23 protein-coding genes and 1 tRNA gene are annotated in these 22,049 nt (G+C 63.5%); 10 read left to right on the forward strand and 14 right to left on the reverse strand.

What is annotated here, in order from left to right:
* Positions 1–15: 15 nt before the first annotated feature.
* The 3 genes from FMM02_RS01920 to cpdR all read right to left on the reverse strand — a co-directional run bounded on the left by FMM02_RS01920 (position 16) and on the right by cpdR (position 2,090).
* The gene (locus tag FMM02_RS01920) at positions 16–1,395 is read right to left on the reverse strand and encodes an L-serine ammonia-lyase (protein ID WP_147493283.1); all 1,380 of its coding nucleotides are present in this window, start codon (positions 1,393–1,395) and stop codon (positions 16–18) included.
* Between the two features lie 144 nt (positions 1,396–1,539).
* A tRNA-Val gene (locus FMM02_RS01925) sits at positions 1,540–1,614 on the reverse strand.
* 98 nt (positions 1,615–1,712) lie between these two features.
* Positions 1,713–2,090 (reverse strand): cell cycle two-component system response regulator CpdR, encoded by a 378-nt coding sequence (gene cpdR, locus FMM02_RS01930; protein ID WP_147493284.1) that lies wholly within the window; start codon positions 2,088–2,090, stop codon positions 1,713–1,715.
* A gap of 103 nt (positions 2,091–2,193) precedes the next feature.
* On the opposite strand from cpdR, the gene FMM02_RS01935 reads away from it, so the two are divergent.
* Entirely contained in the window at positions 2,194–3,033 is an 840-nt protein-coding gene (locus FMM02_RS01935) for an N-formylglutamate amidohydrolase (protein WP_147493285.1), read from the forward strand.
* Positions 3,034–3,214: 181 nt separating this feature from the next.
* Here FMM02_RS01935 and FMM02_RS01940 read toward each other — a convergent pair whose 3' ends face one another.
* Positions 3,215–4,006, reverse strand: a complete 792-nt coding sequence (locus FMM02_RS01940; protein WP_147493286.1) for a SapC family protein — start codon at positions 4,004–4,006, stop codon at positions 3,215–3,217.
* 205 nt (positions 4,007–4,211) lie between these two features.
* On the opposite strand from FMM02_RS01940, the gene FMM02_RS01945 reads away from it, so the two are divergent.
* Together FMM02_RS01945 and FMM02_RS01950 are read left to right on the forward strand one after the other, a co-directional pair.
* On the forward strand, positions 4,212–4,640 hold the full coding sequence (locus FMM02_RS01945) for a hypothetical protein (protein WP_147493287.1): 429 nt from the start codon (positions 4,212–4,214) through the stop codon (positions 4,638–4,640).
* Positions 4,641–4,729: 89 nt separating this feature from the next.
* The gene (locus FMM02_RS01950) at positions 4,730–6,076 is read left to right on the forward strand and encodes a DEAD/DEAH box helicase (protein ID WP_147493288.1); all 1,347 of its coding nucleotides are present in this window, start codon (positions 4,730–4,732) and stop codon (positions 6,074–6,076) included.
* On the opposite strand, the gene tgt is transcribed toward FMM02_RS01950, so the two are convergent.
* A complete protein-coding gene (gene tgt / locus FMM02_RS01955) occupies positions 6,073–7,209 on the reverse strand; it encodes a tRNA guanosine(34) transglycosylase Tgt (protein ID WP_147493289.1) in 1,137 nt (378 codons plus the stop codon). The two genes, FMM02_RS01950 and tgt, sit on opposite strands and share 4 nt — an antisense overlap.
* Before the next feature lie 48 nt (positions 7,210–7,257).
* On the opposite strand from tgt, the gene FMM02_RS01960 reads away from it, so the two are divergent.
* Positions 7,258–8,013: a TSUP family transporter gene (locus FMM02_RS01960; protein WP_147493290.1), complete on the forward strand. Its 756-nt coding sequence runs from the start codon at positions 7,258–7,260 to the stop codon at positions 8,011–8,013.
* 32 nt (positions 8,014–8,045) lie between these two features.
* Positions 8,046–9,062 carry a sulfotransferase family protein gene (locus FMM02_RS01965; protein WP_147493291.1) on the forward strand — a complete coding sequence of 339 codons (1,017 nt, stop codon included), beginning with the start codon at positions 8,046–8,048 and terminating at the stop codon, positions 9,060–9,062.
* Here FMM02_RS01965 and queA read toward each other — a convergent pair.
* From queA to FMM02_RS02005, 8 genes are all read right to left on the reverse strand, one after another.
* Positions 9,059–10,117, reverse strand: coding sequence for a tRNA preQ1(34) S-adenosylmethionine ribosyltransferase-isomerase QueA (gene queA, locus FMM02_RS01970; RefSeq protein WP_147493292.1), 1,059 nt, complete (start codon positions 10,115–10,117; stop codon positions 9,059–9,061). The genes FMM02_RS01965 and queA overlap by 4 nt on opposite strands.
* Positions 10,117–10,791, reverse strand: coding sequence for a peptidylprolyl isomerase (locus FMM02_RS01975; protein WP_147493293.1), 675 nt, complete (start codon positions 10,789–10,791; stop codon positions 10,117–10,119). The genes queA and FMM02_RS01975 overlap by 1 nt, the downstream gene beginning before the upstream one ends.
* Before the next feature lie 60 nt (positions 10,792–10,851).
* Complete coding sequence (coaD, locus tag FMM02_RS01980) at positions 10,852–11,340, reverse strand: pantetheine-phosphate adenylyltransferase (RefSeq protein WP_147493294.1); 489 nt, start codon at positions 11,338–11,340, stop codon at positions 10,852–10,854.
* The gene (locus FMM02_RS01985; RefSeq protein WP_147493295.1) at positions 11,340–12,251 is read right to left on the reverse strand and encodes a polyprenyl synthetase family protein; all 912 of its coding nucleotides are present in this window, start codon (positions 12,249–12,251) and stop codon (positions 11,340–11,342) included. The genes coaD and FMM02_RS01985 overlap by 1 nt, the downstream gene beginning before the upstream one ends.
* Positions 12,241–12,498, reverse strand: coding sequence for an exodeoxyribonuclease VII small subunit (locus FMM02_RS01990; protein WP_147493296.1), 258 nt, complete (start codon positions 12,496–12,498; stop codon positions 12,241–12,243). The genes FMM02_RS01985 and FMM02_RS01990 overlap by 11 nt, the downstream gene beginning before the upstream one ends.
* 32 nt (positions 12,499–12,530) lie before the next feature.
* Positions 12,531–13,235 carry a DUF1013 domain-containing protein gene (locus FMM02_RS01995; RefSeq protein ID WP_147493297.1) on the reverse strand — a complete coding sequence of 235 codons (705 nt, stop codon included), beginning with the start codon at positions 13,233–13,235 and terminating at the stop codon, positions 12,531–12,533.
* 97 nt (positions 13,236–13,332) lie between these two features.
* Positions 13,333–13,950, reverse strand: coding sequence for a glutathione S-transferase family protein (locus FMM02_RS02000; RefSeq protein ID WP_147493298.1), 618 nt, complete (start codon positions 13,948–13,950; stop codon positions 13,333–13,335).
* A gap of 2 nt (positions 13,951–13,952) precedes the next feature.
* Complete coding sequence (locus FMM02_RS02005) at positions 13,953–14,939, reverse strand: NAD(P)H-quinone oxidoreductase (RefSeq protein ID WP_147493299.1); 987 nt, start codon at positions 14,937–14,939, stop codon at positions 13,953–13,955.
* A 69-nt stretch (positions 14,940–15,008) separates the two neighbouring features.
* Here FMM02_RS02005 and FMM02_RS02010 point away from each other — a divergent pair, with 69 nt between their 5' ends.
* The 5 genes from FMM02_RS02010 to FMM02_RS02030 all read left to right on the forward strand — a co-directional run bounded on the left by FMM02_RS02010 (position 15,009) and on the right by FMM02_RS02030 (position 21,132).
* Positions 15,009–15,206 (forward strand): DUF1192 domain-containing protein, encoded by a 198-nt coding sequence (locus FMM02_RS02010; RefSeq protein ID WP_147493300.1) that lies wholly within the window; start codon positions 15,009–15,011, stop codon positions 15,204–15,206.
* 135 nt (positions 15,207–15,341) lie between these two features.
* The gene (gene clpA, locus FMM02_RS02015) at positions 15,342–17,660 is read left to right on the forward strand and encodes an ATP-dependent Clp protease ATP-binding subunit ClpA (RefSeq protein ID WP_147493301.1); all 2,319 of its coding nucleotides are present in this window, start codon (positions 15,342–15,344) and stop codon (positions 17,658–17,660) included.
* Between the two features lie 164 nt (positions 17,661–17,824).
* Positions 17,825–19,531: a M28 family metallopeptidase gene (locus FMM02_RS02020; protein WP_187107813.1), complete on the forward strand. Its 1,707-nt coding sequence runs from the start codon at positions 17,825–17,827 to the stop codon at positions 19,529–19,531.
* A 68-nt stretch (positions 19,532–19,599) separates the two neighbouring features.
* Positions 19,600–20,232, forward strand: coding sequence for a glutathione S-transferase family protein (locus FMM02_RS02025; RefSeq protein WP_147493302.1), 633 nt, complete (start codon positions 19,600–19,602; stop codon positions 20,230–20,232).
* Positions 20,233–20,265: 33 nt separating this feature from the next.
* Positions 20,266–21,132 (forward strand): dienelactone hydrolase family protein, encoded by an 867-nt coding sequence (locus FMM02_RS02030; protein ID WP_147493303.1) that lies wholly within the window; start codon positions 20,266–20,268, stop codon positions 21,130–21,132.
* 87 nt (positions 21,133–21,219) lie between these two features.
* Here the strand turns inward: FMM02_RS02030 and FMM02_RS02035 are convergent, their stop codons facing one another.
* A complete protein-coding gene (locus FMM02_RS02035; protein ID WP_147493304.1) occupies positions 21,220–21,969 on the reverse strand; it encodes a Bax inhibitor-1/YccA family protein in 750 nt (249 codons plus the stop codon).
* Between the last annotated feature and the right edge of the window lie 80 nt (positions 21,970–22,049).

The raw sequence follows: 22,049 nt of genomic DNA on the forward strand, positions 1-22,049 counted from the left end.
CTCCCTCGTTTTCGATCAACAGGCGACGACGTTGACCGCCAGCCCGCCCAGCGAGGTTTCCTTATACTTGTCGTTCATGTCGGCGCCCGTGCGACGCATCGTCTCGATCACCTGGTCGAGGCTCACCAGATGCGTCCCGTCGCCGAGCATCGCCAGGCGCGCCGCTTCAATGGCCTTTACCGCGCCCACCGCATTGCGTTCGATACAGGGCACCTGGACTAGGCCCGCGACCGGGTCACAGGTCAGCCCAAGGTTATGCTCCATGCCGATTTCGGCAGCATTCTCCACCTGTGCGGGCGTTCCGCCGAGCGCAGCGGCAAGGCCGGCTGCCGCCATCGAGCAAGCTACCCCTACCTCTCCCTGGCACCCGACTTCGGCGCCGGAAATCGACGCATTTTCCTTGAACAGCGATCCGATCGCAGCGGCGGTCAGCAGGAAATCATCCGCGCCTTCCTCGGTCGCGTTGGGGACGAAACGCTCGTAGAAGCGCAGCACCGCAGGCACGATCCCCGCCGCGCCATTAGTCGGCGCCGTTACCACCCGTCCGCCGGCGGCGTTTTCTTCATTGACCGCCAAAGCCCACAAATTGACCCAGTCGAGCACCGTGAGGGGGTCGGCAAGCGCCCTCTCCTGCCGCTCGACCAGGCGAACATGGATCGCATTGGCGCGGCGTTTGACCCTGAGGCCACCGGGAAGCTCGCCATGCATGCGAATTCCGCGGTCGATGCAGGCGGACATCGCCGCACGAATATCGGCCAGCCCGGCGCGGACGTCGCCTTCGGGCATCGCCGCGCATTCGTTTTCGAGTGCAAGGCGAGCAATCGACTTGCCGCTCTCGGCACAGCGCTCCAGCAGTTCGGCGCCTGAACGGAATGGATGGGGGATGTCGCCCAACATGCCCGCCGGAGGGGCATTGCCAGCAATGTCGGCTTCATCGACGATCGCGCCGCCGCCCACGGAATAGCTGAGCTGCTGGAACAGCTCCGCGCCATCGCTATCGAAGGCTGTGAACCTTAGCCCGTTGGAATGAAAAGGGAGTCGTTCACGCTGGTGAAATAGCAAGTCGTGCGCTTCATCGAAGGCGATCGTCATCCCGGCCAGCGAGAGGGAACCTTCTGCCCGGATCTCCACGACCATTGCCGCCGATCGATCTGGATCGCAGGTCGCCGGCCTGACCCCGGACAGGCCGAGAAGGATCGCATGGTCGGTGGCGTGCCCCTTCCCGGTCAGCGCCAACGAACCGTAGAGGTCGCACTGTACCCGGGCGACGCGGCCCACCAGCCCGCGGTCCGCCAGCCGCTGCGCGAAATCGGCAGCTGCGGTCATCGGCCCCATCGTGTGCGAGGACGACGGCCCGACCCCGATCTTGAACAATTCGAATACGCTGGCGGTCATCCCCGAATCCCTAGGGTCAGCCGTGCCTGCTGGGCAAGTGAAACCCATCTATGTCGACGTCGCCGGACCACCTGCTTGCCCTCTAGGCGATGCAGCAGCAATCCGCTCGACGCCGCAGCGATCGCCAGTCTTCGAAAAGAAAAATGGTGGGCGTGGCAAGGATTGAACTTGCGACCCCTGCGATGTCAACACAGTGCTCTACCACTGAGCTACACGCCCACTCGGGGTTCCGACCGCCTGGCGGCGGGGACATCTGAGCGGGCCTTTAAGGGGCCAATGGAGAGAGAGCAAGGGGGGAAATCAGCCTTGCGGCAAAGTCAGAGGCGGCCGTGCTGGTCCTCGGTCTGGAACAGCCGGTCTACTTCGGCCACCAGGTCTTTCAGGTGGAACGGCTTCGACAGCAGCTTGGCTTCCGGCGCAGTGCGACCGCCCTGGAGCGCGACGGCCGCGAACCCGGTGATGAACATAACCCGGATGGCGGGGTCAATCGCACTGGCTTTCTGGGCCAATTCGATACCGTCCATTTCCGGCATAACGATATCGGTCAGCAGCAGGTCGTATTTCCCCGCTTCCAGGAGCGGCATTGCTTCGGTGCCGCATCCGACCGATTCGACTTCATAACCAACGCGCTGCAGGGCGCGCTGCAGATATTCGCGCATTGACACATCGTCTTCGGCCAGCAGGATTCTAATCATCGTCCAACCTTTATGCTCCGATGCGTAAAGATTTTCCAGCGACGCCGTTCCACGACCGCATTGCTGTCCGCATTTGGCACGGCTAGCCTTTCAACCGTTGCATATGAGCATCTATCCTCCCCCGCTGGTCCACCCGCCGCGAAAGGCGCTTCCGGTGCTGTTGTCGGTGCCGCACTCGGGCCGCGCCTATGACGAGGCGCTGATTGCCAATGCGGCGCAGGGATTGCACTCGCTAGAATCGCTTGAGGATCCACTGGTCGACCGGCTGGCATGGCGTGCCATCGCCGCGGGAATCGGGGCGGTGATCCAACCGGTGCCGCGCGCCGTGATCGACTGCAACCGGGACGAGGATGAAGTCGACCCGGCCGCGATTCGCGATATCAGCCCGGCTCCGGTCGGCCCGCGCGCACGGCACGGCCTGGGACTGGTCGCGTCGCGGACCCATCGCCATGGCGCACTATGGCGTCACCGGATCGACCGCGCGGAACTGGGCCGCAGGCTCGACCAGGTCCACCGGCCCTATCATGCCGAGTTGAGCATCGGTCTTGCCACACTGGCCGTGCGGTATGGAACGGCCTTGCTGCTCGACTGCCATTCCATGCCGACACGCCCCCGCACGACAGTCGACCTGGTAATCGGCGACCGCCACGGGAGCAGCGCGGCACGCTGGGTGACCGATGAGGCGGCGCGGCTTGCCCGGAGCGAAGGCTTCCGGGTGGCGCTCAATACGCCCTATGCCGGTGGCGCCATCGTCGCCCGCCATGGCCGCCCCGCCGAGGGCGTCCATGCGCTGCAGCTGGAATTCGACCGATCGACCTACCTGGCGCCGGATGGCCGCACTGCGGCGGCGGACTTCGATCGGGTGGCGATGCTGATTGAATTGCTGGCGCTGGAGCTTGGCAAGACGCTTGCCGGGCAAGGCACGCGCGAGGCGGCGGAATAAAAAGCGGCCACCCCGGCGCACGACCGGGATGGCCTGGAGTCAGGGAGGAACACACCTTGCGGGGTGTCCGCCGACCGGCTTCGTTCAAGGGGATAAACGAAAACGGCGCGGCGTGACCCCGATGTGGGATCGGCACCGCGCCGTTTCAATGTTGCGGCAAGGGCGGTCCGCCGCCTGCCGATCACGCCTCGGCTGGTGCCGGAGCCTGTTGCTGGGCCGCGGCCGGTCCAACGCCCATCTCTGTCTGGCGACCGAACAGGTCGCGAATCGACGAGAGCGAAAAGAGATGCGCCATCAGCAGCGGAAGCAGGCCGCTCTGGTTGATCTTGCGAAGCTCGTCACCGCGCATGTTGCGGAATTTCTCTTCGTCGACCATCTGGAAGCCGCGATAAATGAATGGCTGCTCCGCGCCTTCCGGCTGGATCGCCACTTCGCCTTCCATCAGCAGGCCGCTTTCCTTGATTTCGGCCACGAAGCTCTGGGTGCGCTGGCCAGCCTGCTCGAACTGTTCGCAAAATTGCAGGATCGCCTTGGTCGCTTCCGACGGCTCCTCGCCGTCGAACAAGGGCTCGCCGTCATTGTCTTCGGAAATCGCGCCCGAGGTCGGATCGAAGCAGAGCGAGAGCTCATCGCTGCCTTCGCGAAGGCGCGCGAGCATGAACGGGTAGCGGCGCAGGTAAGCAGGCACATAGGTGCGCGGCTCGATCAGCGAGCCCGTCTCGTCGAAGAAGACATTGGTCCCTTCATGAAGGCCCATCAGCGCCAGCGGAATGGGGTCGTCGCCCGCGGAGAAAACGATCGGATAAAAGCGCTGCGCCAGCGAGAACTCGTCGACCGTCAGCGGAACGGCGTGGATCTTGGCCACTTCGGCAACGCCGGTCAGGCGTTTCACCTTGCTGTTCCCGTGAACGTTGCGATTGAGCGGTTCGAGAGCGTTATAGAGTAGCGGAAGGGTCGGCGCTTGGCTCGCCATGAGAGAACTCCGAGAAAATATGCTGGCCGCGCCCGGAAAATCCAAGGGTCAGGCAAGCCTTTGAGAATGACGCGTGGCTCTAGTCGCAGGGGCAGGCGAGCGCAAGGAATTTGCGGCGTCCCGCTGCGCTGGCGCGGCCTTTGCGGGGTTCATCCGTGGTTCAAGGCTTGCCGCTAGACACATTGACCGCAATGATCGCCCATCGATGACCCTCCTTTCTTTCCTCGTCCTGATCCCGGCGTTGATGACCTTGTCCGCGGAAACGCCAACCCAGGAGGGGGTCGTGCGCCGCGTGGTGATCCGCGATGAGGTGATCCTGAAGATTCCCATACGCCCCCGGCTGACCCGGCCCGTCGAATGGCGGGAACGCAAGGGCCCGAAATGCATCGATACGCAGGCGATTGCGGGGGCGCTGCTGTCCGGTCCATCCTCGATCGACTTCGTCATGCGCGACCGGCGCCGGTTCAGGGCGGTGATGGACAATGATTGTCCAGCGCTCGACTATTATGGGCGTTTCTACTTTCAGCTGACGGATAACCGGATTTGTGCAAAGCGGGAAATGATCAGGTCGAGGGTCGGCGGGAGCTGCCGGATCGAGCGGTTCCGCGCCCTTGTTCCAAAGCCCGATCTTTAGCCATTTCTTGACAATTTCTCCCCCTCCCCGTAGCGCGCCAGCGGCGCGTGGATAACCACGACGTTCCTATGATTTTTCCGGATACCTAAATGTCTTTTGCCGATCTCGGCCTTTCCGACCAATTGCTGCGCGCTGTCACCGACAGCGGCTATGACGTACCGACCCCGATTCAGAAGGGCGCGATCCCGCCCGTCCTGATGGGCAAGGACATGATCGGCATCGCTCAGACTGGGACCGGCAAGACCGCAAGCTTCGTTCTGCCGATGATCGACATCCTGGCCGAAGGGCGAAGCCGCGCCAGGATGCCGCGAAGCCTGATACTTGAACCGACCCGCGAACTCGCTGCCCAGGTAGCGGAGAATTTCGAGAAGTACGGCAAGTATCACAAGCTTTCGATGGCCCTGCTGATCGGCGGCGTGCAGATGGGCGACCAGGTCAAGGCGCTCGAAAAGGGCGTCGACGTGCTCATCGCGACCCCCGGCCGCCTGATGGACTTGTTCGGCCGTGGCAAGATTATGCTCAACGGCTGCGACCTGCTGGTCATCGACGAAGCCGACCGGATGCTCGACATGGGGTTCATTCCCGATATCGAGGAAATCTGTTCCAAACTGCCAAAAACGCGGCAGACTTTGCTTTTTTCGGCGACCATGCCGCCGCCGATCAAGAAGCTGGCCGACAAGTTTCTGACCGATCCGAAAGTGATCGAGGTGGCGCGGCCGGCGACCGCCAATATCAATATCGACCAGCGACTGGTCATTGTCCGTTCGGACAAGAAGCGCGACACGCTGCGCTCGATCCTGCGCGGCGACGATCTCAAGAACGCGATCATCTTCTGTAACAAGAAGGTGACGGTGCGCGAGCTCTACACCAGCCTCAAGCGGTCCGGCTTCGCCGTCGGGCAAATCCATGGCGACATGGATCAGAGCGATCGGATCGCCGAGTTCGACCGGTTCAAGCAGGACGCGATCAACATTCTCGTAGCCTCCGACGTCGCCGCGCGCGGGCTCGACGTTAAGGGCGTCAGCCATGTCATCAACTTCGATGTGCCGTGGCAGCCCGACGACTATGTCCACCGGATCGGCCGCACCGGGCGCGCCGGCGCGAAGGGAATCGCCTATACGCTGGCGACCCGTGAGGACGCGGACGCAATCGCGGCGATAGAAAAGCTGACTGGGCTAAAGATGCCCAGAGCCGGCGAGGCTGCGGCCGCCCCGGAAGAGGTCGCCGTCGAAAAGGCCGAGACCCGACCAGCCAAGGATGCGCCCCGCGAGCGCGGACGCCGCCGCAAGAAGGACGACCAGCCTGCACCCACGGCCGACATCGAGTCGAAGCCCAAGGACGAACCGGCGATCCCGATGGAGCCCAAGCCCGCGGCCGATGCCCAGCCGGGATGGAATGGCCCAGTCCCCAGTTTCCTGCAGTTCAGCGCGACCTAGGCAGCTTTTCGCCCGCGGCGATAACGTTCGAGGAAGGCGCCAGCGTGAAGCGCGAACCGGCCCTCGCGAATGGCGTTGCGCAAGCCCTGCATCATCCCTTGGTAAAAGCTCAGATTATGCTCGGTCATCAGCATTGCGCCGAGAATCTCGCCTGACCTAACCAGGTGGTGGACATAGGCGCGGCTATAGGTCGTGCAGGTCTGGCAAGGACAATCGGTGTCCAGCGGCTCCTGGTCCTCGGCAAAGCGGGCGTTGCGGATATTGATCGGGCCGTCAGCGGTGAAGGCCTGCCCGGTCCGGCCCGAGCGGGTCGGCAGGACGCAATCGAACATGTCGATGCCGCGGCGAACCGCCTCGACGATGTCGTCAGGCTTTCCGACCCCCATCAGGTAGCGCGGTTTGTCGGCGGGCAGCTGGCCGGGCGCGAAATCGAGGCAGCCGAGCATCGCTTCCTGCCCCTCACCTACCGCCAGGCCGCCGACCGCATAACCGTCGAAGCCGATGTCGATCAGCGCGTCGGCAGACGTCTTGCGCAGGCTTTCGTCGAGCACGCCCTGCTGGATACCGAAGATCGCCGCCCGTTCGGCATGCTCGGCGCCGCGATCGAACTCGTCCCGGCTCCGGCGCGCCCAGCGGATCGACCGGTCCATCGCTTCATGCTGCTTCTTTGGCGCGACGTTGGGCCGGACCAGCTCGTCGAATTGCATCACGATGTCGCTGCCCAGCAGGCGCTGGACCTCAATCGAACGTTCGGGCGAAATCATATGTTTCGACCCGTCGAGGTGGCTGCGGAACGCGACGCCCTGGTCGGTAACCTTGGTAAGCTCGCTAAGGCTCATCACCTGGTAACCGCCGCTGTCGGTCAGGATCGGGCGGCCCCAGTTCATGAAATTGTGCAGGCCGCCCAGCTTCGCCACCCGCTCCGCGCCGGGGCGCAGCATCAGGTGGTAGGTATTTCCAAGGATAATGTCGGCGCCGGTGGCCCTGACGTTTTCGGGCTTCATCGCCTTGACCGTCGCGGCGGTGCCGACCGGCATGAAAGCCGGCGTTCGGATTTCGCCCCGCTGCATGGACAGAAGGCCCGAACGCGCCGCGCCGTCGGTGGCCTGGATGGTGAAGTTGAACCGGGTCATTGGCGCGCTCCCTAGCGGCTGTTGCGTTGGCCCGCTACAGCCACGCCGATGATCGAGCCTTGGGTTTATGCCGCGCTGACCGCGACTGCGGTGCTGACCGGCTTCATTGATGCCATTGCTGGGGGTGGCGGCCTCATTATGATGCCCGCGCTGCTGTTTGCCGGCGTGCCGCCGATCAACGCGCTTGCGACCAACAAGCTTCAATCGATGTTCGGTACCGCGACCGCCTGCCTCAACTATGCGCGCAAGGGACTGGTCGACTGGCGGGCGAACCTGCCGACCGTGGCCCTGGTGTTTGCCGCTGCGAGTATCGGCGTCATCGCTGTCCAGACGATCGATACCCGGGCGTTGGCCCTGCTTATTCCCCTGCTGCTAATGGGCGTTGCGCTTTATGTCCTCCTCAGCCCGCGGATGGATGACGAGGACGCTCACCAGCGCCTGAGCCAGCGCGGCTATGCCCCAATCGGGGCGGCGATCGGCGCCTATGACGGTTTCTTCGGGCCGGGCACCGGAAGCTTTTTCACGGCCACGCTGGTCGGGCTTCGCGGACTTGGTCTGACCCGGGCAACGGCGCTAACCAAGTTATTCAATCTTACCAGCAATGTCGCGTCGGTCCTGATCTTCGCGATCGGCGGCAAGATGTTCTGGCTGCTCGGCCTGTGCATGGCCGCCGGTGCAATGCTGGGGGGCTATATCGGCAGCCATACCGCAATGCGGTTCGGGGCCCGGCTGATTCGGCCGTTGCTGGTGACCTTGTCGCTGGGACTGACCCTGCGCCTGCTCTGGTCCTGGTTCTCGGCCTGACTCCCGCCGCATTCTCTTCCTAGGCCGCCGCCATGACCCACAGCCCGTCGCGTTTCGCTTTCATCGTCGGTGCCCCGCGCTGCGGCACGACGACGCTGGCGAGTTTCCTCCAGCAACATCCCGACGTCTGTTTTTCGGCCGTGAAAGAGCCTCACTACTTCACCCAGCATGATTTGGCGGGTTTGGATGACAAGACTTTGCGCGCCCATGTCGAGGCGGAATATCTCCAGCGCTTTTTCGACCATTGCGAAGGCGATGGACAATTTCGCGCCGAGGGGTCGGTTACCTATCTCTACGCCCCGGAAAAGATGGCGCCGATCCTGAAGCTTTGGCCGGACGCGAAGTTTGTGATCGCGCTGCGGGATCCGCTTTCGATGCTGCCTTCGCTCCACGCTCGCCTGCTGGTCACGGGCGATGAGACGGTTCGTGATTTTCGCGACGCCTGGGCGATGATCGGCGAACGCGCCGAGGGTCGCAACGTGCCCCGCAGCGCCGTCGACCCGCGCTGGCTCCGCTATGACGAGGCGGGGGCCCTTGGACGCCATGTCGAACGTTTCATGGCCGCCGTGGGGCGGGAGCGCTGCCATGTCGTCCTTTTCGACGACCTCATTCGCGATCCCCGCGAAACCTATCAGGAGTTATGCGGTTTCCTGGGCCTGCAGCCTTTTGCCGGGACCCGGTTTGAGGCCCAGCGTGTCAACAAGACGATTCGGATCGGCTGGCTCCAGCGCCTGCTCAAACGTCCCCCAAAAGCCGTTCGTTCGGTGCTTGCCGGTGAAAAATACCGCACTCGGGAAAAGAAGCTCGGGGCTGGCGAAGGCAAGGCGCTTGCCGTCATTTTTTCAGTACGCAAGCGCCTGCTCGAATGGAACAAGGTCCCCGCTCCGCGCCAACCGCTCGACCCCAACCTTCGGAACATGATCGTCGAGCGAATGCGGGACGATGTCGTCATGCTCGCGCAGAACATCGACCGCGATCTTAGTCACTGGCTTGGGGGTATTGCCGAAGCGAAGCCCAAGCGGGCCCGCGTTTCTATCCAGCAGGACTAGTCGGAAGCCGCAATGCGGGTTCGGGGTCCGGTCGGGAGAAGCAGCGAGGAATCGCCATAGCTGTAGAACCGATATCCCGCCGCAATGGCATGGGCGTAGGCCGCCTGCATGACATCTAGCCCCATCAGGGCCGAGACCAGCATGAACAGGGTCGAGCGCGGGAGGTGGAAATTGGTCATCAGCCCGTCAATCGCCCGAAAACGATAGCCAGGCGTTATGAAGATCGCCGTGTCGCCTTCGAACGGCTGGATAATGCCCTGCGCGTCTGCGGCACTTTCCAGCAACCGTAGCGAGGTTGTGCCGACCGCGATGAGCCGCCCGCCGGCGGCCCGAGCTAGGTTCAGCCGCCCCGCGGCGTCGGCATCGATCCGGCCCCACTCGGCATGCATGCGATGTTCGTCGGTGTCATCCGCCTTGACCGGCAGAAAGGTTCCCGCTCCGACATGCAAGGTCAGCATTTCCCGCTTTACCCCCCGCCTGTCGAGCGCCTCGATCAGCCGATCCGTAAAATGGAGCGCGGCGGTCGGCGCGGCGACTGCTCCGGGTCGATCCGCGAACATGGTTTGATAATCTTCGCGATCGGCCTCGTCAGTTGGGCGCTTGCCGGCGATATAGGGGGGCAGCGGCATTTGTCCCGCCCGTTCGAGCAGCAGCTCAACCGGCTCATCGCCATGGAAACGCAGCAGGATCGCACCGGACTCGTCGCGCCGGAGCGCGCTGGCCTCGACCCCACCGCCAAACATAATGATGTCGCCGTCGCGGACCCGCTTGGCATTGCGGACGAACGCCCACCAGCTCCGCAAATCTTCGCGCTTGTGAAGCGTCGCGCCGATTTTCGCATCGCCGCGGCGGCCCTCAAGCTGGGCCGGGATAACGCGGGTGTCGTTGAAAACCAGCACGTCACCCGGCTGAAGCAGGTCGGGCAAGTCAAGAACCGAGTGATCCGCCATTCGCCCGCTACCCACCAGCAGCATCCGCGCGCTGTCGCGCGGGCGGGCCGGGCGAAGCGCGATGCGGTCTGTCGGGAGCTCGAAGTCGAAAAGGTCGACGCGCATTATTCGGCGGGCGACGCCTCCTGCGCGGATGGATCCACCGGGACAGCCTCCTGAGCAGCGACAACCGCTGGCGCGGCCACGGCCGCGGGAGGCGGCGGAAGCGGCCCGCCGATGCTGGCCTTGACGATCTTGGTCGGCTCTGCAGGCGGTTCGCCAACCGCTATGCCGTCGACGCCGGCCATGCCCTCGATCACCCGGCCGAACGCGGTATATTTGCGGTCGAGCTTCATAGTCGGCGACAGGACGATGAAGAACTGGCTGTTGGCACTGTTCGGTTCTTGGGCGCGGGCCATCGAGGCCACGCCGCGCAGGTGCGGAAGCTCATTGAACTCGGCTGCCAGGTCGGGAAGCGACGAGCCCCCTTCCCCGGTCCCCTTCGGGTCGCCGCCCTGTGCCATGAAGCCAGGAATCACGCGATGGAAAGCGATGCCGTTATAGAAGCCCTGCGATGTCAGCTGCTGAATCCGGTAGACATGCTGGGGCGCAATGTCCGGACGAAGCTGGACCACGACGCGGCTTCCGTTGGAAAGATCAAGCGTCCAGCGGTTCGCCGGATCAGCGGCCACCTCGGCGGGTGCATTGATCGAAATCGGCGCCTTTGCGGGTTCGGGCGGAGCCTTTGCGGCAATTAGCGATAGCGCCAAAAAGGGTAACGCAATCAAACTCTTGTTCATGTCCACTCCCCAACCCACAGGCCTCCGGCACCTATAACAGCAGGTCTTGCGGCGCCAGCGCTATTTCAGTTTGTTCGCCACGTCCGCGACCACCGCCGGTGGGACGAACTTGTCGATCGCGCCGCCATAGCGGGCGATTTCTTTCACCAGCCTTGACGCAATCGGTTGCAGCGACACATCGGCCATCAGGAAGACGGTTTCGATGTCGTCGTTCAATTGCTGGTTCATCCCCGCCATCTGATATTCATATTCGAAATCCGCAACGGCGCGAAGGCCGCGAAGGATGAGGGTTGCCCCTTGGCTTTCGGCAAAATCCATCAGCAGCGAATCAAATTCGACGACCGTGACTCCGTCGAGGTCGGCGACTTCCCGGCGGACCATGTCCAGCCGCTCCGCGACCGTGAACATGGGCTCCTTCGACAGGTTGGTCGTGACGCCGATCACCAGCCGGTCGACCAAATGGGCGCCGCGCCGGATGATATCGAGATGGCCAAGCGTGATGGGATCAAACGTTCCCGGATACACGCCGATGCGCTGACTACCCCCCATTAGCGGTCCCTTTCCTCGACATAGTAGGCAAGACCGCGAAGGAGGTCCGCCTCCGCGCCATGATCGTGCAGATGTTGGATCGCCTGTTCGACCAGCACGTGGCATTGCTGGCGCGCCCGTTCCTCGCCCAGCAGGGACACGAACGTCGCCTTGCCCGCATCGGCGTCTTTGTGCAGGCGCTTGCCAGCCCGTGACTCGTCGCCGCTATGATCCATCAGGTCGTCGGCGATCTGGAAAGCGAGGCCAAGGTCCCGGGCATAGCCGCGATAGGGCGTCCGCGCTTCGGGCGGAAGCCGGCCCATGATGCAGGCCGCTTCGACGGAAAACTCTATCAGCGCGCCGGTCTTGAGTTGCTGAAGCCGGGTGATCGCGCCGAAATCGAGGCTGCGGCCTTCCGCAACCAGGTCAAGCATCTGGCCGCCGGCCATGCCCGACGGCCCTGAGGCGCGAGCCATCGCCAACACCAGTTCCGAACGGACGAATGGGTCTTCATGCGTTGCCGGGTCGGCGAGAATCTCAAACGCAAGGTCGTGGAAACAGTCGCCGGCAAGCACTGCCGTCGCTTCGTCGAAAGCGCAGTGGACGGTCGCCTTGCCACGCCGCAGGTCATCATCGTCCATGCACGGCAGGTCGTCATGGATCAGCGAATATACGTGGATTGCCTCGATCGCCGCTCCGGCGCGCACCGCGCGATCCTCGGCCAGGCCGAACAGGCGGCCGGTGGCAACGGTGAGCAAGGGCCGAAGCCGCTTGCCGCCGCCGATCCCGGCGTGGCGCATCGCTTCGAACAACCGGTCGCGGCCGTCGCCCGGAAGCGCCAGGTAGGACGAGAATAGGGAATCGACCTTCGCGGCGATCCGCCGCGCCTCGAGCTTGAGGTCCGCGCCAGCCAAGCGCGGGTCAGCCCGCATCGAAACTGTCTACGCCCTGCGGCTGCCCGTCGGGACCCAGCGTGATCTTTTCGATTCTTGCCTGCGCAGCCTTAAGGCGCGCATCGCAATGCCGCTTCAGCCGATCGCCGCGCTGATAGAGTTCGATCGATTCATCAAGTGGCGCCTGCCCTTGTTCGAGGGTGCGCACAATCTGCTCGAGCTCGGCAAGCGCCGCCTCGAAACTCATTCCGTCAATATCGGTCGATTCCGCCAACTTCTGGTCCATGCCTCAATCCTTGGGCCGGGCGGACCCGCAAATCAACGCTTGAACGGGTCCTTGATGCCAGGGACGATCTCGTCCGAGGCCATTTCGCCCTCGGGTCCGGCGGTTTCAGCAGCCAGCGCCGCTTCGGCGTCGCGGACGTGTTGCTCACGCTCGGCGCGGAGCTGCTCGATCAACGCCTGGCGGTCGCTGTCGAGGCTGGTGTCGGCGACCGCCTCGGTGCCGGCGGCCTTCTGCGCCTTGGAGACCGCGGCATCCAGCTCGCGCTGGCTGGTGAGGCCCAGGGTCACCGGATCCTTCGGCTGAATATTCGCCATGTTCCAGTGAGTCCGCTCGCGGATCGCCGCGATCGTCGTGCGGGTGGTCCCGATCAACTTGGAAATCTGACCGTCAGTCACTTCGGGATGGTTGCGGATGATCCAGGCGATGCCGTCGGGCTTGTCCTGCCGCTTCGAGACGGGCGTATAGCGCGGTCCCTTGGTGCGCGTGACCGGGTCGGGCGCCTTGTGCATCTTCAGGACATAGTCGGCGTCCGACTGGCCCTTTTCGATTTCTTCATGCGTCAGCTCGCCCGAGCGGATCGGATCCCGGCCGGTCAGCTTGGTTGCGGCGGTATCGTCGGCGATCGCCTGCACTTCAAGCAGGTGCAAACCGCAAAAATCCGCAATCTGCGAGAAGCTCAGCGACGTGTTCTCGACCAGCCAGGCGGCGGTCGCATGGGGCATCAGCGGCTGGGCCATGTCATTCTCCACAAACAATAAGGGCCGCCCCATCGAAGGAGCGGCCAGCCATTCCGTCCGCCTCTAATCCCCTCCCCCCGCAAGGGCAAGGGCTAGTCTAGATGTCCATTTCGACATGGCCGTCCATCGTCATGATCCGCTCCATCCAACGGACAATGGCCGGATAGGCCTCAAGGTCGAAATTGGCCTCGTCTGCGACATGGGTATAGGCGAAAAGACAGATGTCGGCGATGGTGAACCGGTCGTCGACGAACCAGCGGCGGTCGGATAGGTGCCTGTCCATCAGGTCGAGCGCAGCGAGTCCAGCTTCACGCTTGCTGCTGACCTGGATCCGCTGGGCGTCCGCCATCGCGTCCAGGCCGACAAAACGCAGCCAGAAGCGCAGCGTGGCGACGTTGGGTTCGTGGTGATATTGTTCCCAGAACAGCCAGCGGAGCATGTCGGCCTGTTCGAACGCGCCATCGGGGATAAGGTCGGATCCGGTCGCCAGATAAAAACAGATCGCATTGCTTTCCGTCAGGAAGCGCTGACCGTCCTGGAGCACGGGGATCCGGCCGTTGGCGTTGACGTCGCGCAGGAACTCGGCCGTTCTGGTTTCGCCCTTCAGGATGTCGTAGCAGCGCCGTTCCAGCGGCACGCCGGCATGGGCCGCGGTCAGCCGGACCTTATAGCAATTTCCCGACTTCGGGTCCTCGTGGAGGATCAGCCCGCTCATCGTTACGTTAGTAGCACGATTTTCCCGACATGGTCACCTGCTTCCATGCGCGCGTGGGCCGCTGCGGCCTGGTCGAGCGGGAAGCTTTTATCCATCACCGGCTTCAGCCGATTGCCCTCGACATAAGGCCAGACCGTCTTTTCAATCTCGTCGCGGATCATGGTCTTGAACATGAGGTCGCGGGCGCGCAGTGTCGACCCGGTAAGTGCCAGGCGGCGGCGCATGATTTCGGGCAGCGGGATTTGCGCATTGGCACCGCGCTGGAAAGCAATCGAGACATGGCGCCCGTCATCGGCAAGGCAGCTGAGGTTCCTCGGAACATAATCGCCGCCGACCATGTCGAGCACGACCGCGACACCTTGGCCGTCGGTCAGGCGATGGACCGCCTCTACGAAGTCGGCCGTGCGATAATTGATCGCATGGAATGCGCCGAGAGCGGTCGCGGCGGCGCACTTCGCATCGGTGCCGCAGGTCACCAGGACGCGAAGCCCGAACAGCGTGCCAAGCTTGATCGCCATGGTGCCGATCCCGCTGGTCCCGCCATGGACCAGCACCGTGTCGCCATCGGCCGCAAAACCGCGTTCGAACAAGTTGATCCAGACGGTGAAAAGGGTTTCCGGCAAGGCTGCGGCCTCGGGCAGTCGAAGCACCTCGGGGACCGGCAGGCAGGTCCCGGCAGGGGCTACGCAATAGTCGGCGTAGCCACCGCCCGCGACGAGCGCGCAAACGCGCGTTCCGACGAGATGCGTTGCGCCCTGTCCAGCCGCTACTACGGTTCCGGAAATCTCGAGGCCCGGGATATCGCTGACGCCGGCAGGCGGCGGATAGTGGCCCCGGCGCTGAAGCACGTCCGGCCGATTGACCCCCGCCGCAGCAACCTTGATGAGCGCCTCGCCTGGTCCCGGGCGCGGGGTCGGGCGGGATGCCAGCTGCAACTTCCCGTCGGCGATTTCGACCGCGCGCATCACGTCCGGGATATTCTCCGCCATACTCGCCCCCACGCCACCTGGCCGTGACGGCTTATTGACTTGGCCGCCCGGCGGGTCAACGCTTGGGTCATGGATGAAGATGACTTCCTTCCCAACCGACCGCAGGATCCGCTGACCCAAGTCGTCAGGCAGGATCTCGACCCCCTCAGCCAGGACGAACTCGCAGAGCGGATCGAAGTGCTGAGAGCCGAGATTGCCCGGGTCGAGGCGCATATGAAGGCCGTTTCCGCCCACCGGTCTGCAGCCGAGCAATTGTTCAAAAAATAGCGCAAGGGACCGTTCCCGAGGGATCGGCTGCGACGAACCGGGCCGCCACCGCCGCCTTTGCCCTTGATTGCCCGCCGGAACAGGCCAACATTGGGAATCGAGCCCACCGGCTCCCCGGTGGGCAAGGAGATTTGAATGCCCAGTTTCGCGCGTGAGCTTGAAACCACCCTCCACAACGCCCTCGGCGAGGCGTCGAAGCGACGCCACGAATATGCGACCCTCGAGCATCTGCTGATCGCGCTGGTCGACGATAATCATGCCGGCCAGGTGATGACGGCGTGCGGAGTCAACCGCGACGACTTGAAGACCGAGGTCAAGCGCTACCTCGACAATGAGCTTGGCGCACTGGTCGCCGACAGCGCCACCGACCCGACCCCGACCAGTGGCTTTCAGCGGGTGGTCCAGCGCGCCATCCTGCACGTCCAGTCTTCGGGCAGGGATGAAGTGACCGGTGCCAATGTGCTGGTGGCGCTATTTTCCGAGCGTGAAAGCTATGCCGTATATTTCCTGCAGCAGCAGGATATGAGCCGCCTCGATGCGGTGACCTATATCAGTCACGGCGTGGGCAAGGGCGAGACGCCGGCGGAAGGGCCGCCGCCGCAGGGTGCCGAGGAAAAGACCGAAACTAAGGGCGACAAGAAAGAAAGTGCCCTCCAGCAGTTCACCGTCAATCTCAATGACAAGGCGAAGCAGGGAAAGGTCGACCCGCTGATCGGTCGGACGCCGGAAGTCGACCGAACGGTCCAGATCCTGTGCCGCCGATCGAAGAACAACCCGCTTTATGTCGGCGACCCGGGCGTCGGAAAGACGGCAATCGCCGAAGGCCTGGCGCGAAAGATCATCGAGGGCGACGTGCCCGACGTGCTCAAGGAAGCAGTAATTTACGCACTCGACATGGGGGCGCTGCTCGCCGGAACCCGCTACCGCGGTGATTTCGAGGAACGGCTGAAGTCGGTCGTGTCCGAGCTGGAGAAGCTGCCTCACGCCATCCTGTTCATCGACGAGATCCATACCGTCATCGGCGCCGGCGCAACCAGCGGCGGAGCGATGGACGCGTCGAACCTGCTGAAGCCGGCGCTGTCGTCGGGGGCGATCCGCTGCATCGGATCGACCACCTACAAGGAGTTTCGCAACCATTTCGAAAAGGACCGCGCCTTGCTGCGCCGGTTCCAGAAGATCGACGTCAACGAGCCCACCGTTGAGGATACGATCAAGATCATCGCCGGACTGCGCAGCTCGTTCGAACAGCATCATGGGGTCCGCTACACGCCGGATTCGATCAAGAGCGCGGTCGAACTAAGCGCCCGCTACATCCATGACCGCAAGCTGCCCGACAAGGCGATCGACGTCATCGACGAGGTCGGGGCGATGCAAATGCTGGTTCCGCCGAGCCGCCGCAAGAAGACCATCACCACCAAGGAAATCGAAGCGGTGGTGGCTACGATGGCGCGAATCCCGCCCAAATCGGTTTCGACCGACGACAAGCGGGTGCTGGAATCGCTCGAGGCCGATTTGAAGCGTGTCGTGTTCGGCCAGGACCTGGCGATCGAAAAGCTGGCGAGCGCAATCAAGCTAAGCCGCGCGGGCCTGCGCGATCCCGACAAGCCGATCGGCAATTATCTGTTCAGCGGTCCGACCGGCGTCGGCAAGACCGAGGTCGCGCGCCAGCTGGCGTCGATCATGGGAATTCCGCTGCAGCGCTTCGACATGTCCGAATATATGGAGCGTCATTCGGTCAGCCGGCTGATCGGCGCCCCGCCGGGTTATGTCGGCTACGACCAGGGTGGCCTGTTGACCGACGCGGTCGACCAGCATCCGCACAGCGTCCTTCTGCTCGACGAAATCGAGAAGGCGCATCCCGATCTGTTCAATATCCTGCTTCAGGTCATGGATAACGGGAAGCTGACCGATCACCATGGCAAAACAGTCGACTTCCGCAATACGATCCTGATCATGACAACCAATGCCGGCGCCGCTGACATGGCCCGGGAGAGCATCGGCTTCGGACAGATGAGCCGTGAGGATGCGCAGGAAGACGCAGTCAAGAAGATGTTCACGCCGGAATTCCGTAACCGGCTGGATGCGGTCGTCCCCTTCGCCTACCTGCCGCCGGCAGTCGTGTCCCGCGTGGTCGACAAATTCATCCTCCAGCTCGAACTGCAATTGGCCGACCGTAACGTTCATATCGAACTGGACGAGGAGGCCCGGAAATGGCTGACCACGCGCGGTTACGATAAGCTTTACGGGGCGCGGCCGATGCAGCGGCTGGTTCAGGAAAAGATCAAGCAGCCGCTGGCCGAGGAATTGCTGTTCGGCAAGCTCGTCGACGGCGGCGAGGTCAAGGTCCACATCAAGGACGGGCAGCCTGCCTTCGAGATCGCCCCTGCCCCGCCTAAGCCGTCCAAGGCCAACCCCGCGGCAAAGGCCCGGACGAAGAAAAAGGCCAACAGCTAGGGGCTGGCGCAGGCCCGTTCGTCGAAGCGGGCTTGCAAGTGCGCGCGCGAAGCGCCTTGCCGGAGGCCATTCGTTCGGTCCGCCGCTGCCTTCCTTGACGGGAGGGGCGGCGGGTCCCAGACTTTCACGCTGACTTCCCCTCCATCAGTCCAGGAGTAGCCCCCTTGCGTAGCCTTGCCCCGCTTTCCTTCATCGCCCTGCTGCTGGCCGGCACCGCCGCGCCGGCCCAGAACCAGCCCGCGTTCGATCCGGCCCGCATCGACAGTCACGTCAAGACGTTGAGCGACGACAGTTTCCAGGGCCGCGGTCCGGCCACTGCGGGCGAGACCAAGACGGTGCAATATCTGGTCCAGCAGCTTCAGGCCGCGGGCGTCGAGCCGGGCGGCGAAATCGTCAACGGCCAGCGCCAGTGGACCCAGCGCGTCCCGCTCCTCAAGTCGGATATCGTCGGCACGCCCACCATCACGCTGCATCGCGGCGGCACCCGCACGCCCCTTGCGCAAGGCAGCGAGATCGCGATCCGCTCGCCGATGAACGGCCAGACTGAAATTCGTCTCGACAAGGTGCCGATGGTCTTCGCCGGTTATGGCGTAACCGCGCCCGAACGCAGCTGGGACGATTTCAAGAACGTCGACGTCAAGGGCAAGATCATCGTCGTCCTGGTCAATGATCCCGATTTCGAAGGCGGCGAAGGCGATTTCGGCGGCAAGGCAATGACCTATTACGGCCGCTGGACCTATAAATATGAGGAAGCGGCTCGACGCGGCGCGGCCGGCGTGATCATCGTCCATGAAACCGAACCCGCCAGCTATGGCTGGCCGACGGTGCAGAATTCGAACACCAACACCATGTTCGATATCGTCCGCCAGAACCCGGCCGCTGCCCATGCCCCGATAAATGGCTGGATCCAGCTCGACAAGGCCAGGGAAATGATGGCAGCCGCGGGCTTTAACTTCGACGCGCTCAAGGCCGCTGCAAAGCGGAAGGACTTCAAGCCCGTCGACCTTAAGACCAACATGAGCGTTGCGCTCAACGCCAAGACCGAGGTCATCACCAGCTATAATGTCGCGGGCCGGGTGACGGGGTCGACCTATCCCAGTGAAACGGTCATCTATACCGCCCACCATGACCATATCGGGGTCGGCCAGCCCGACGCGAACGGCGACGCCATCTTCAACGGCGCGATCGACAACGCCACCGGCACGGCACATGTGCTGGAGCAGGCGCGCGCCTTCGCAGCCGCGCCAAGGCCGGAACGCTCGGTCCTGTTCCTGTTCGTCGCGGCCGAAGAAAAGGGCCTGCTGGGCAGCGAATATTATGCCGCCAACCCGCTCTACCCGCTGGGAACCACGGTCGCGGTGATCAACACCGACAGCATGGGCGTCTATGGCAAGGCGCGGAACTTCTCCATGTCGGGTAATGCCAAGTTCGGACTGCTCGACATCACCGTCGAGGAGGCCGCCAGGCGCGGGCGAGTTTTCACGCCCGATTCCAATCCGGGGGCAGGCCTGTTCTTCCGGTCGGACCATTTTCCGTTCGCCCAGGAAGGCGTTCCGGCGATCAGCTTCCGCTCCGGCAACGACCTGCTTCAGGGCGGGGTTGAGCGCGGCAAGGCCCTGGCCGCCGACTATACCTCGAAGCGCTACCACCAGCCGGACGACGAATGGCAGCCGGGCTGGGATTATAGCGGGCTGATCGACGACGCGCAGCTGCTGCACGCGGTCGGACAGCGGCTCGCCAATTCCCGCGAATGGCCAGGCTGGAGCCAAGACAGCGAGTTCCGCGCCGCCCGCGAACGCAGCGCCGGCGAGCGGAGCGGCGGACCGGCTCCTCAACCGGCACCCCAGCCGCTTCCCGGTGAACGGGGCTAGGAAAACAGGGCGGGCGTTCGCTTCGACAGCGCCCGCCCTTTCTCTTTGCATGGAAAGAGAGGCCGACGATGAGCAGCGACATCATTTTCTACACCAACCCGATGAGCCGCGGGCAAATCGTCCGCTGGATGCTGGAAGAGGTCGGCGCCCCTTACGATACCGAGCTGCTCGATTATGCGACCAGCATGAAGGGCGAGAAATATCGGGCGATCAACCCGATGATGAAGGTGCCCGCCATCGTCCATCGCGGGCGAGTGGTGACGGAATGCGCCGCCATCTGCGCCTATCTCGCTGATGCCTATCCCGAGGCCGGGCTGGGGCCGCGCGATGAGGAGAAGGCCAACTATTATCGCTGGCTGTTCTTCGCCGCCGGGCCGCTGGAACAAGCGGTCACCAACAAATCCGCGGGTTTCGAGCCCGGCGAGGAGCGCGCGCAAATGTTGGGCTATGGCAATTACGACCTCGCCGTAAATACGCTCGCCGGGCACCTCGAAGGACGAGACTATGTCTGCGGATCGCGCTTTACCGCGGCAGACGTTTATGTCGGCAGCCACCTGCTATGGGGAATCCAGTTCGGCACCTTGCCAAAGCTCGACACTTTCGTGGCTTATACGCAGCGGCTCGAACAGCGCGATGCCTATCGCCGCGCCAAGGACAAGGACAATCGCCTGATCGCCGACATCCAGGCGGCGGCCTCATAGTCTCTGGCCGCCGGCAACGACAAGGGAGTGCACATGAACCCGAACTCGCTCCAGCAGGCCATCGATCTTTACGACCGCTTCACGCATGAAGGCATGGACCGGCGCGACTTCTTCGCGCGGATGACGCTGATCGCCGGCAGCGCAACCGCCGCTTCCGTGCTGATTTCGGCAATCGCCGCCAGCCCCGCCGCCGCGGCCATCGTCCCTGCCGACGATAAGCGGCTAACAACGCGCGAGATGACCTTCGACAAGCCCGCCGGCTACAAGGCCTATGTCGCAGAGCCGCTAAGCCGGTCGCCCAAGGCCAGCGTGCTGGTGATCCACGAGAACCGCGGCCTCACCGAACATATCCGTGACGTCGCCCGCCGCGCGGCGCTAGCGGGTTATCGCGCGGTAGCGGTGGACTTCCTTTCGCCTGGTGGCGGAACACCGACCAACGAAGATGCGGCCCGCGAGGCGATCGGCAAGCTCGACCTTGGCAGGTCCACCGCCGACGCGGTGACTATCCTCCAGCAGCTTGCGACGTCCAGCCGCGGCGGCAAGGTCGGAGCGGTCGGTTTTTGCTGGGGCGGCGCCTTCGTCAACCGGCTCGCGGTGGCGGCGGGATCGGACCTTGATGCCGGCGTGGTCTATTATGGGCCGGCGCCCGATCCCTCGGAGGCGACCAGGGTGGTCGCTCCGCTGCTGATCCATCACGCCGGGCTGGACGAGCGCGTTGCCCGTACTCTCTTTCCCTGGGTCGATGCACTGCGCGCCGCGGACAAGCCGGTCACCTACCAGGGCTATGACGGCGCCAACCACGCCTTCAACAACGACACTTCGGCGGAACGCTTCGACAAGGAAGCCGCCGACCTGGCCTGGGGCCGGACGCTGCGCTTTTTCAAACGCCATCTCGGCTAGGCGGACGGCGCGCTCGCTCCCATTGAAAAAGGCCGGCGGATCGCTCCGCCGGCCTTTCTCTATTGCCTGGGTCCAAGCCGGCCGCAACTATTCGCGGTTGCCCATGAAGCTCAGCAGAAATTGGAACATGTTGATGAAGTCCAGGTACAGGCTCAGGGCGCCCATGATCACCGCGCGCTGCATCGCATCCGCGTTGCCCGCGACGATGCTGTAGATGCTCTTGATCTTCTGCGTGTCATAGGCCGTCAAACCGGCGAAGATCAGCACGCCGATCGCGCTGATTGCCATGGCCATAGCGCCCGACTTGAACACGAAAGCGTTGAGCAACATCGCCACCAGCAGTCCGACGACGCCCATGATCAGGAAGGTGCCCCAGCCGCTGAGATCCTTCTTCGTTGTATAGCCGTATAGCGACAGGCCGAGGAAAGCGGCCGTCACGGCGAAGAAGGTCTGAGCGATCGACGTTCCGGTATAGACCAGGAAGATAGTCGACATGCTCAGGCCCATCAGGCCGGCGAACGCCCAGAATAGCGTTCCCAACGTCGCAGTCGACATCCGCTGGCCGCCAAAGCTCATCGCGAAGACGATCGCCAGCGGCGACAGGATGATAATCCATGGCAGGATACCGCCGCCCTGGAATACCTGGGCAGCCATTCCGCTATTGGCGAACAGCATGGCGACGATGCCGGTGAGGGCAATTCCCGACGCCATATAGTTATAGACTTTGAGCATGTAGGACCGCAGGCCCGCATCGCGTGCGGCGCGGGGCACACCAACCGAAACCGCCGGACCGAAGCCGGACGAGTTCGTCGTGCGCGGGTCATACTGGTTCTGCATTCTCTCTCCTCTTCTGGGGAAGCCTCCACGACATGTCCCCGAATGGGGGTAATATCGGAAATGTTCGGCGCCTGTTCAAG

It is taken from the genome of Sphingomonas xanthus (assembly GCF_007998985.1).
In the GTDB taxonomy this organism is placed as follows: Bacteria; Pseudomonadota; Alphaproteobacteria; order Sphingomonadales; family Sphingomonadaceae; genus Sphingomicrobium; species Sphingomicrobium xanthum.

Excerpts from the sequence above, each read along its gene's own strand:
- FMM02_RS02005 (WP_147493299.1), bottom strand. The coding sequence starts at position 14,939 with ATGGCGGAGAATATCCCGGACGTGATGCGCGCGGTCGAAATCGCCGAC.
- FMM02_RS01975 (WP_147493293.1), bottom strand. The coding sequence starts at position 10,791 with ATGAACAAGAGTTTGATTGCGTTACCCTTTTTGGCGCTATCGCTAATT.
- FMM02_RS01940 (WP_147493286.1), bottom strand. The coding sequence starts at position 4,006 with ATGGCGAGCCAAGCGCCGACCCTTCCGCTACTCTATAACGCTCTCGAA.
- FMM02_RS01960 (WP_147493290.1), top strand. The coding sequence starts at position 7,258 with ATGATCGAGCCTTGGGTTTATGCCGCGCTGACCGCGACTGCGGTGCTG.
- coaD (WP_147493294.1), bottom strand. The coding sequence starts at position 11,340 with ATGGGGGGTAGTCAGCGCATCGGCGTGTATCCGGGAACGTTTGATCCC.
- clpA (WP_147493301.1), top strand. The coding sequence starts at position 15,342 with ATGCCCAGTTTCGCGCGTGAGCTTGAAACCACCCTCCACAACGCCCTC.
- cpdR (WP_147493284.1), bottom strand. The coding sequence starts at position 2,090 with ATGATTAGAATCCTGCTGGCCGAAGACGATGTGTCAATGCGCGAATAT.
- FMM02_RS02035 (WP_147493304.1), bottom strand. The coding sequence starts at position 21,969 with ATGCAGAACCAGTATGACCCGCGCACGACGAACTCGTCCGGCTTCGGT.
- FMM02_RS01965 (WP_147493291.1), top strand. The coding sequence starts at position 8,046 with ATGACCCACAGCCCGTCGCGTTTCGCTTTCATCGTCGGTGCCCCGCGC.
- tgt (WP_147493289.1), bottom strand. The coding sequence starts at position 7,209 with ATGACCCGGTTCAACTTCACCATCCAGGCCACCGACGGCGCGGCGCGT.
- FMM02_RS01920 (WP_147493283.1), bottom strand. The coding sequence starts at position 1,395 with ATGACCGCCAGCGTATTCGAATTGTTCAAGATCGGGGTCGGGCCGTCG.
- FMM02_RS01935 (WP_147493285.1), top strand. The coding sequence starts at position 2,194 with ATGAGCATCTATCCTCCCCCGCTGGTCCACCCGCCGCGAAAGGCGCTT.
- FMM02_RS02010 (WP_147493300.1), top strand. The coding sequence starts at position 15,009 with ATGGATGAAGATGACTTCCTTCCCAACCGACCGCAGGATCCGCTGACC.
- FMM02_RS02030 (WP_147493303.1), top strand. The coding sequence starts at position 20,266 with ATGAACCCGAACTCGCTCCAGCAGGCCATCGATCTTTACGACCGCTTC.
- FMM02_RS01995 (WP_147493297.1), bottom strand. The coding sequence starts at position 13,235 with ATGGCCCAGCCGCTGATGCCCCATGCGACCGCCGCCTGGCTGGTCGAG.
- FMM02_RS01950 (WP_147493288.1), top strand. The coding sequence starts at position 4,730 with ATGTCTTTTGCCGATCTCGGCCTTTCCGACCAATTGCTGCGCGCTGTC.
- FMM02_RS02000 (WP_147493298.1), bottom strand. The coding sequence starts at position 13,950 with ATGAGCGGGCTGATCCTCCACGAGGACCCGAAGTCGGGAAATTGCTAT.
- FMM02_RS01945 (WP_147493287.1), top strand. The coding sequence starts at position 4,212 with ATGACCCTCCTTTCTTTCCTCGTCCTGATCCCGGCGTTGATGACCTTG.
- queA (WP_147493292.1), bottom strand. The coding sequence starts at position 10,117 with ATGCGCGTCGACCTTTTCGACTTCGAGCTCCCGACAGACCGCATCGCG.
- FMM02_RS01985 (WP_147493295.1), bottom strand. The coding sequence starts at position 12,251 with ATGCGGGCTGACCCGCGCTTGGCTGGCGCGGACCTCAAGCTCGAGGCG.
- FMM02_RS02025 (WP_147493302.1), top strand. The coding sequence starts at position 19,600 with ATGAGCAGCGACATCATTTTCTACACCAACCCGATGAGCCGCGGGCAA.
- FMM02_RS01990 (WP_147493296.1), bottom strand. The coding sequence starts at position 12,498 with ATGGACCAGAAGTTGGCGGAATCGACCGATATTGACGGAATGAGTTTC.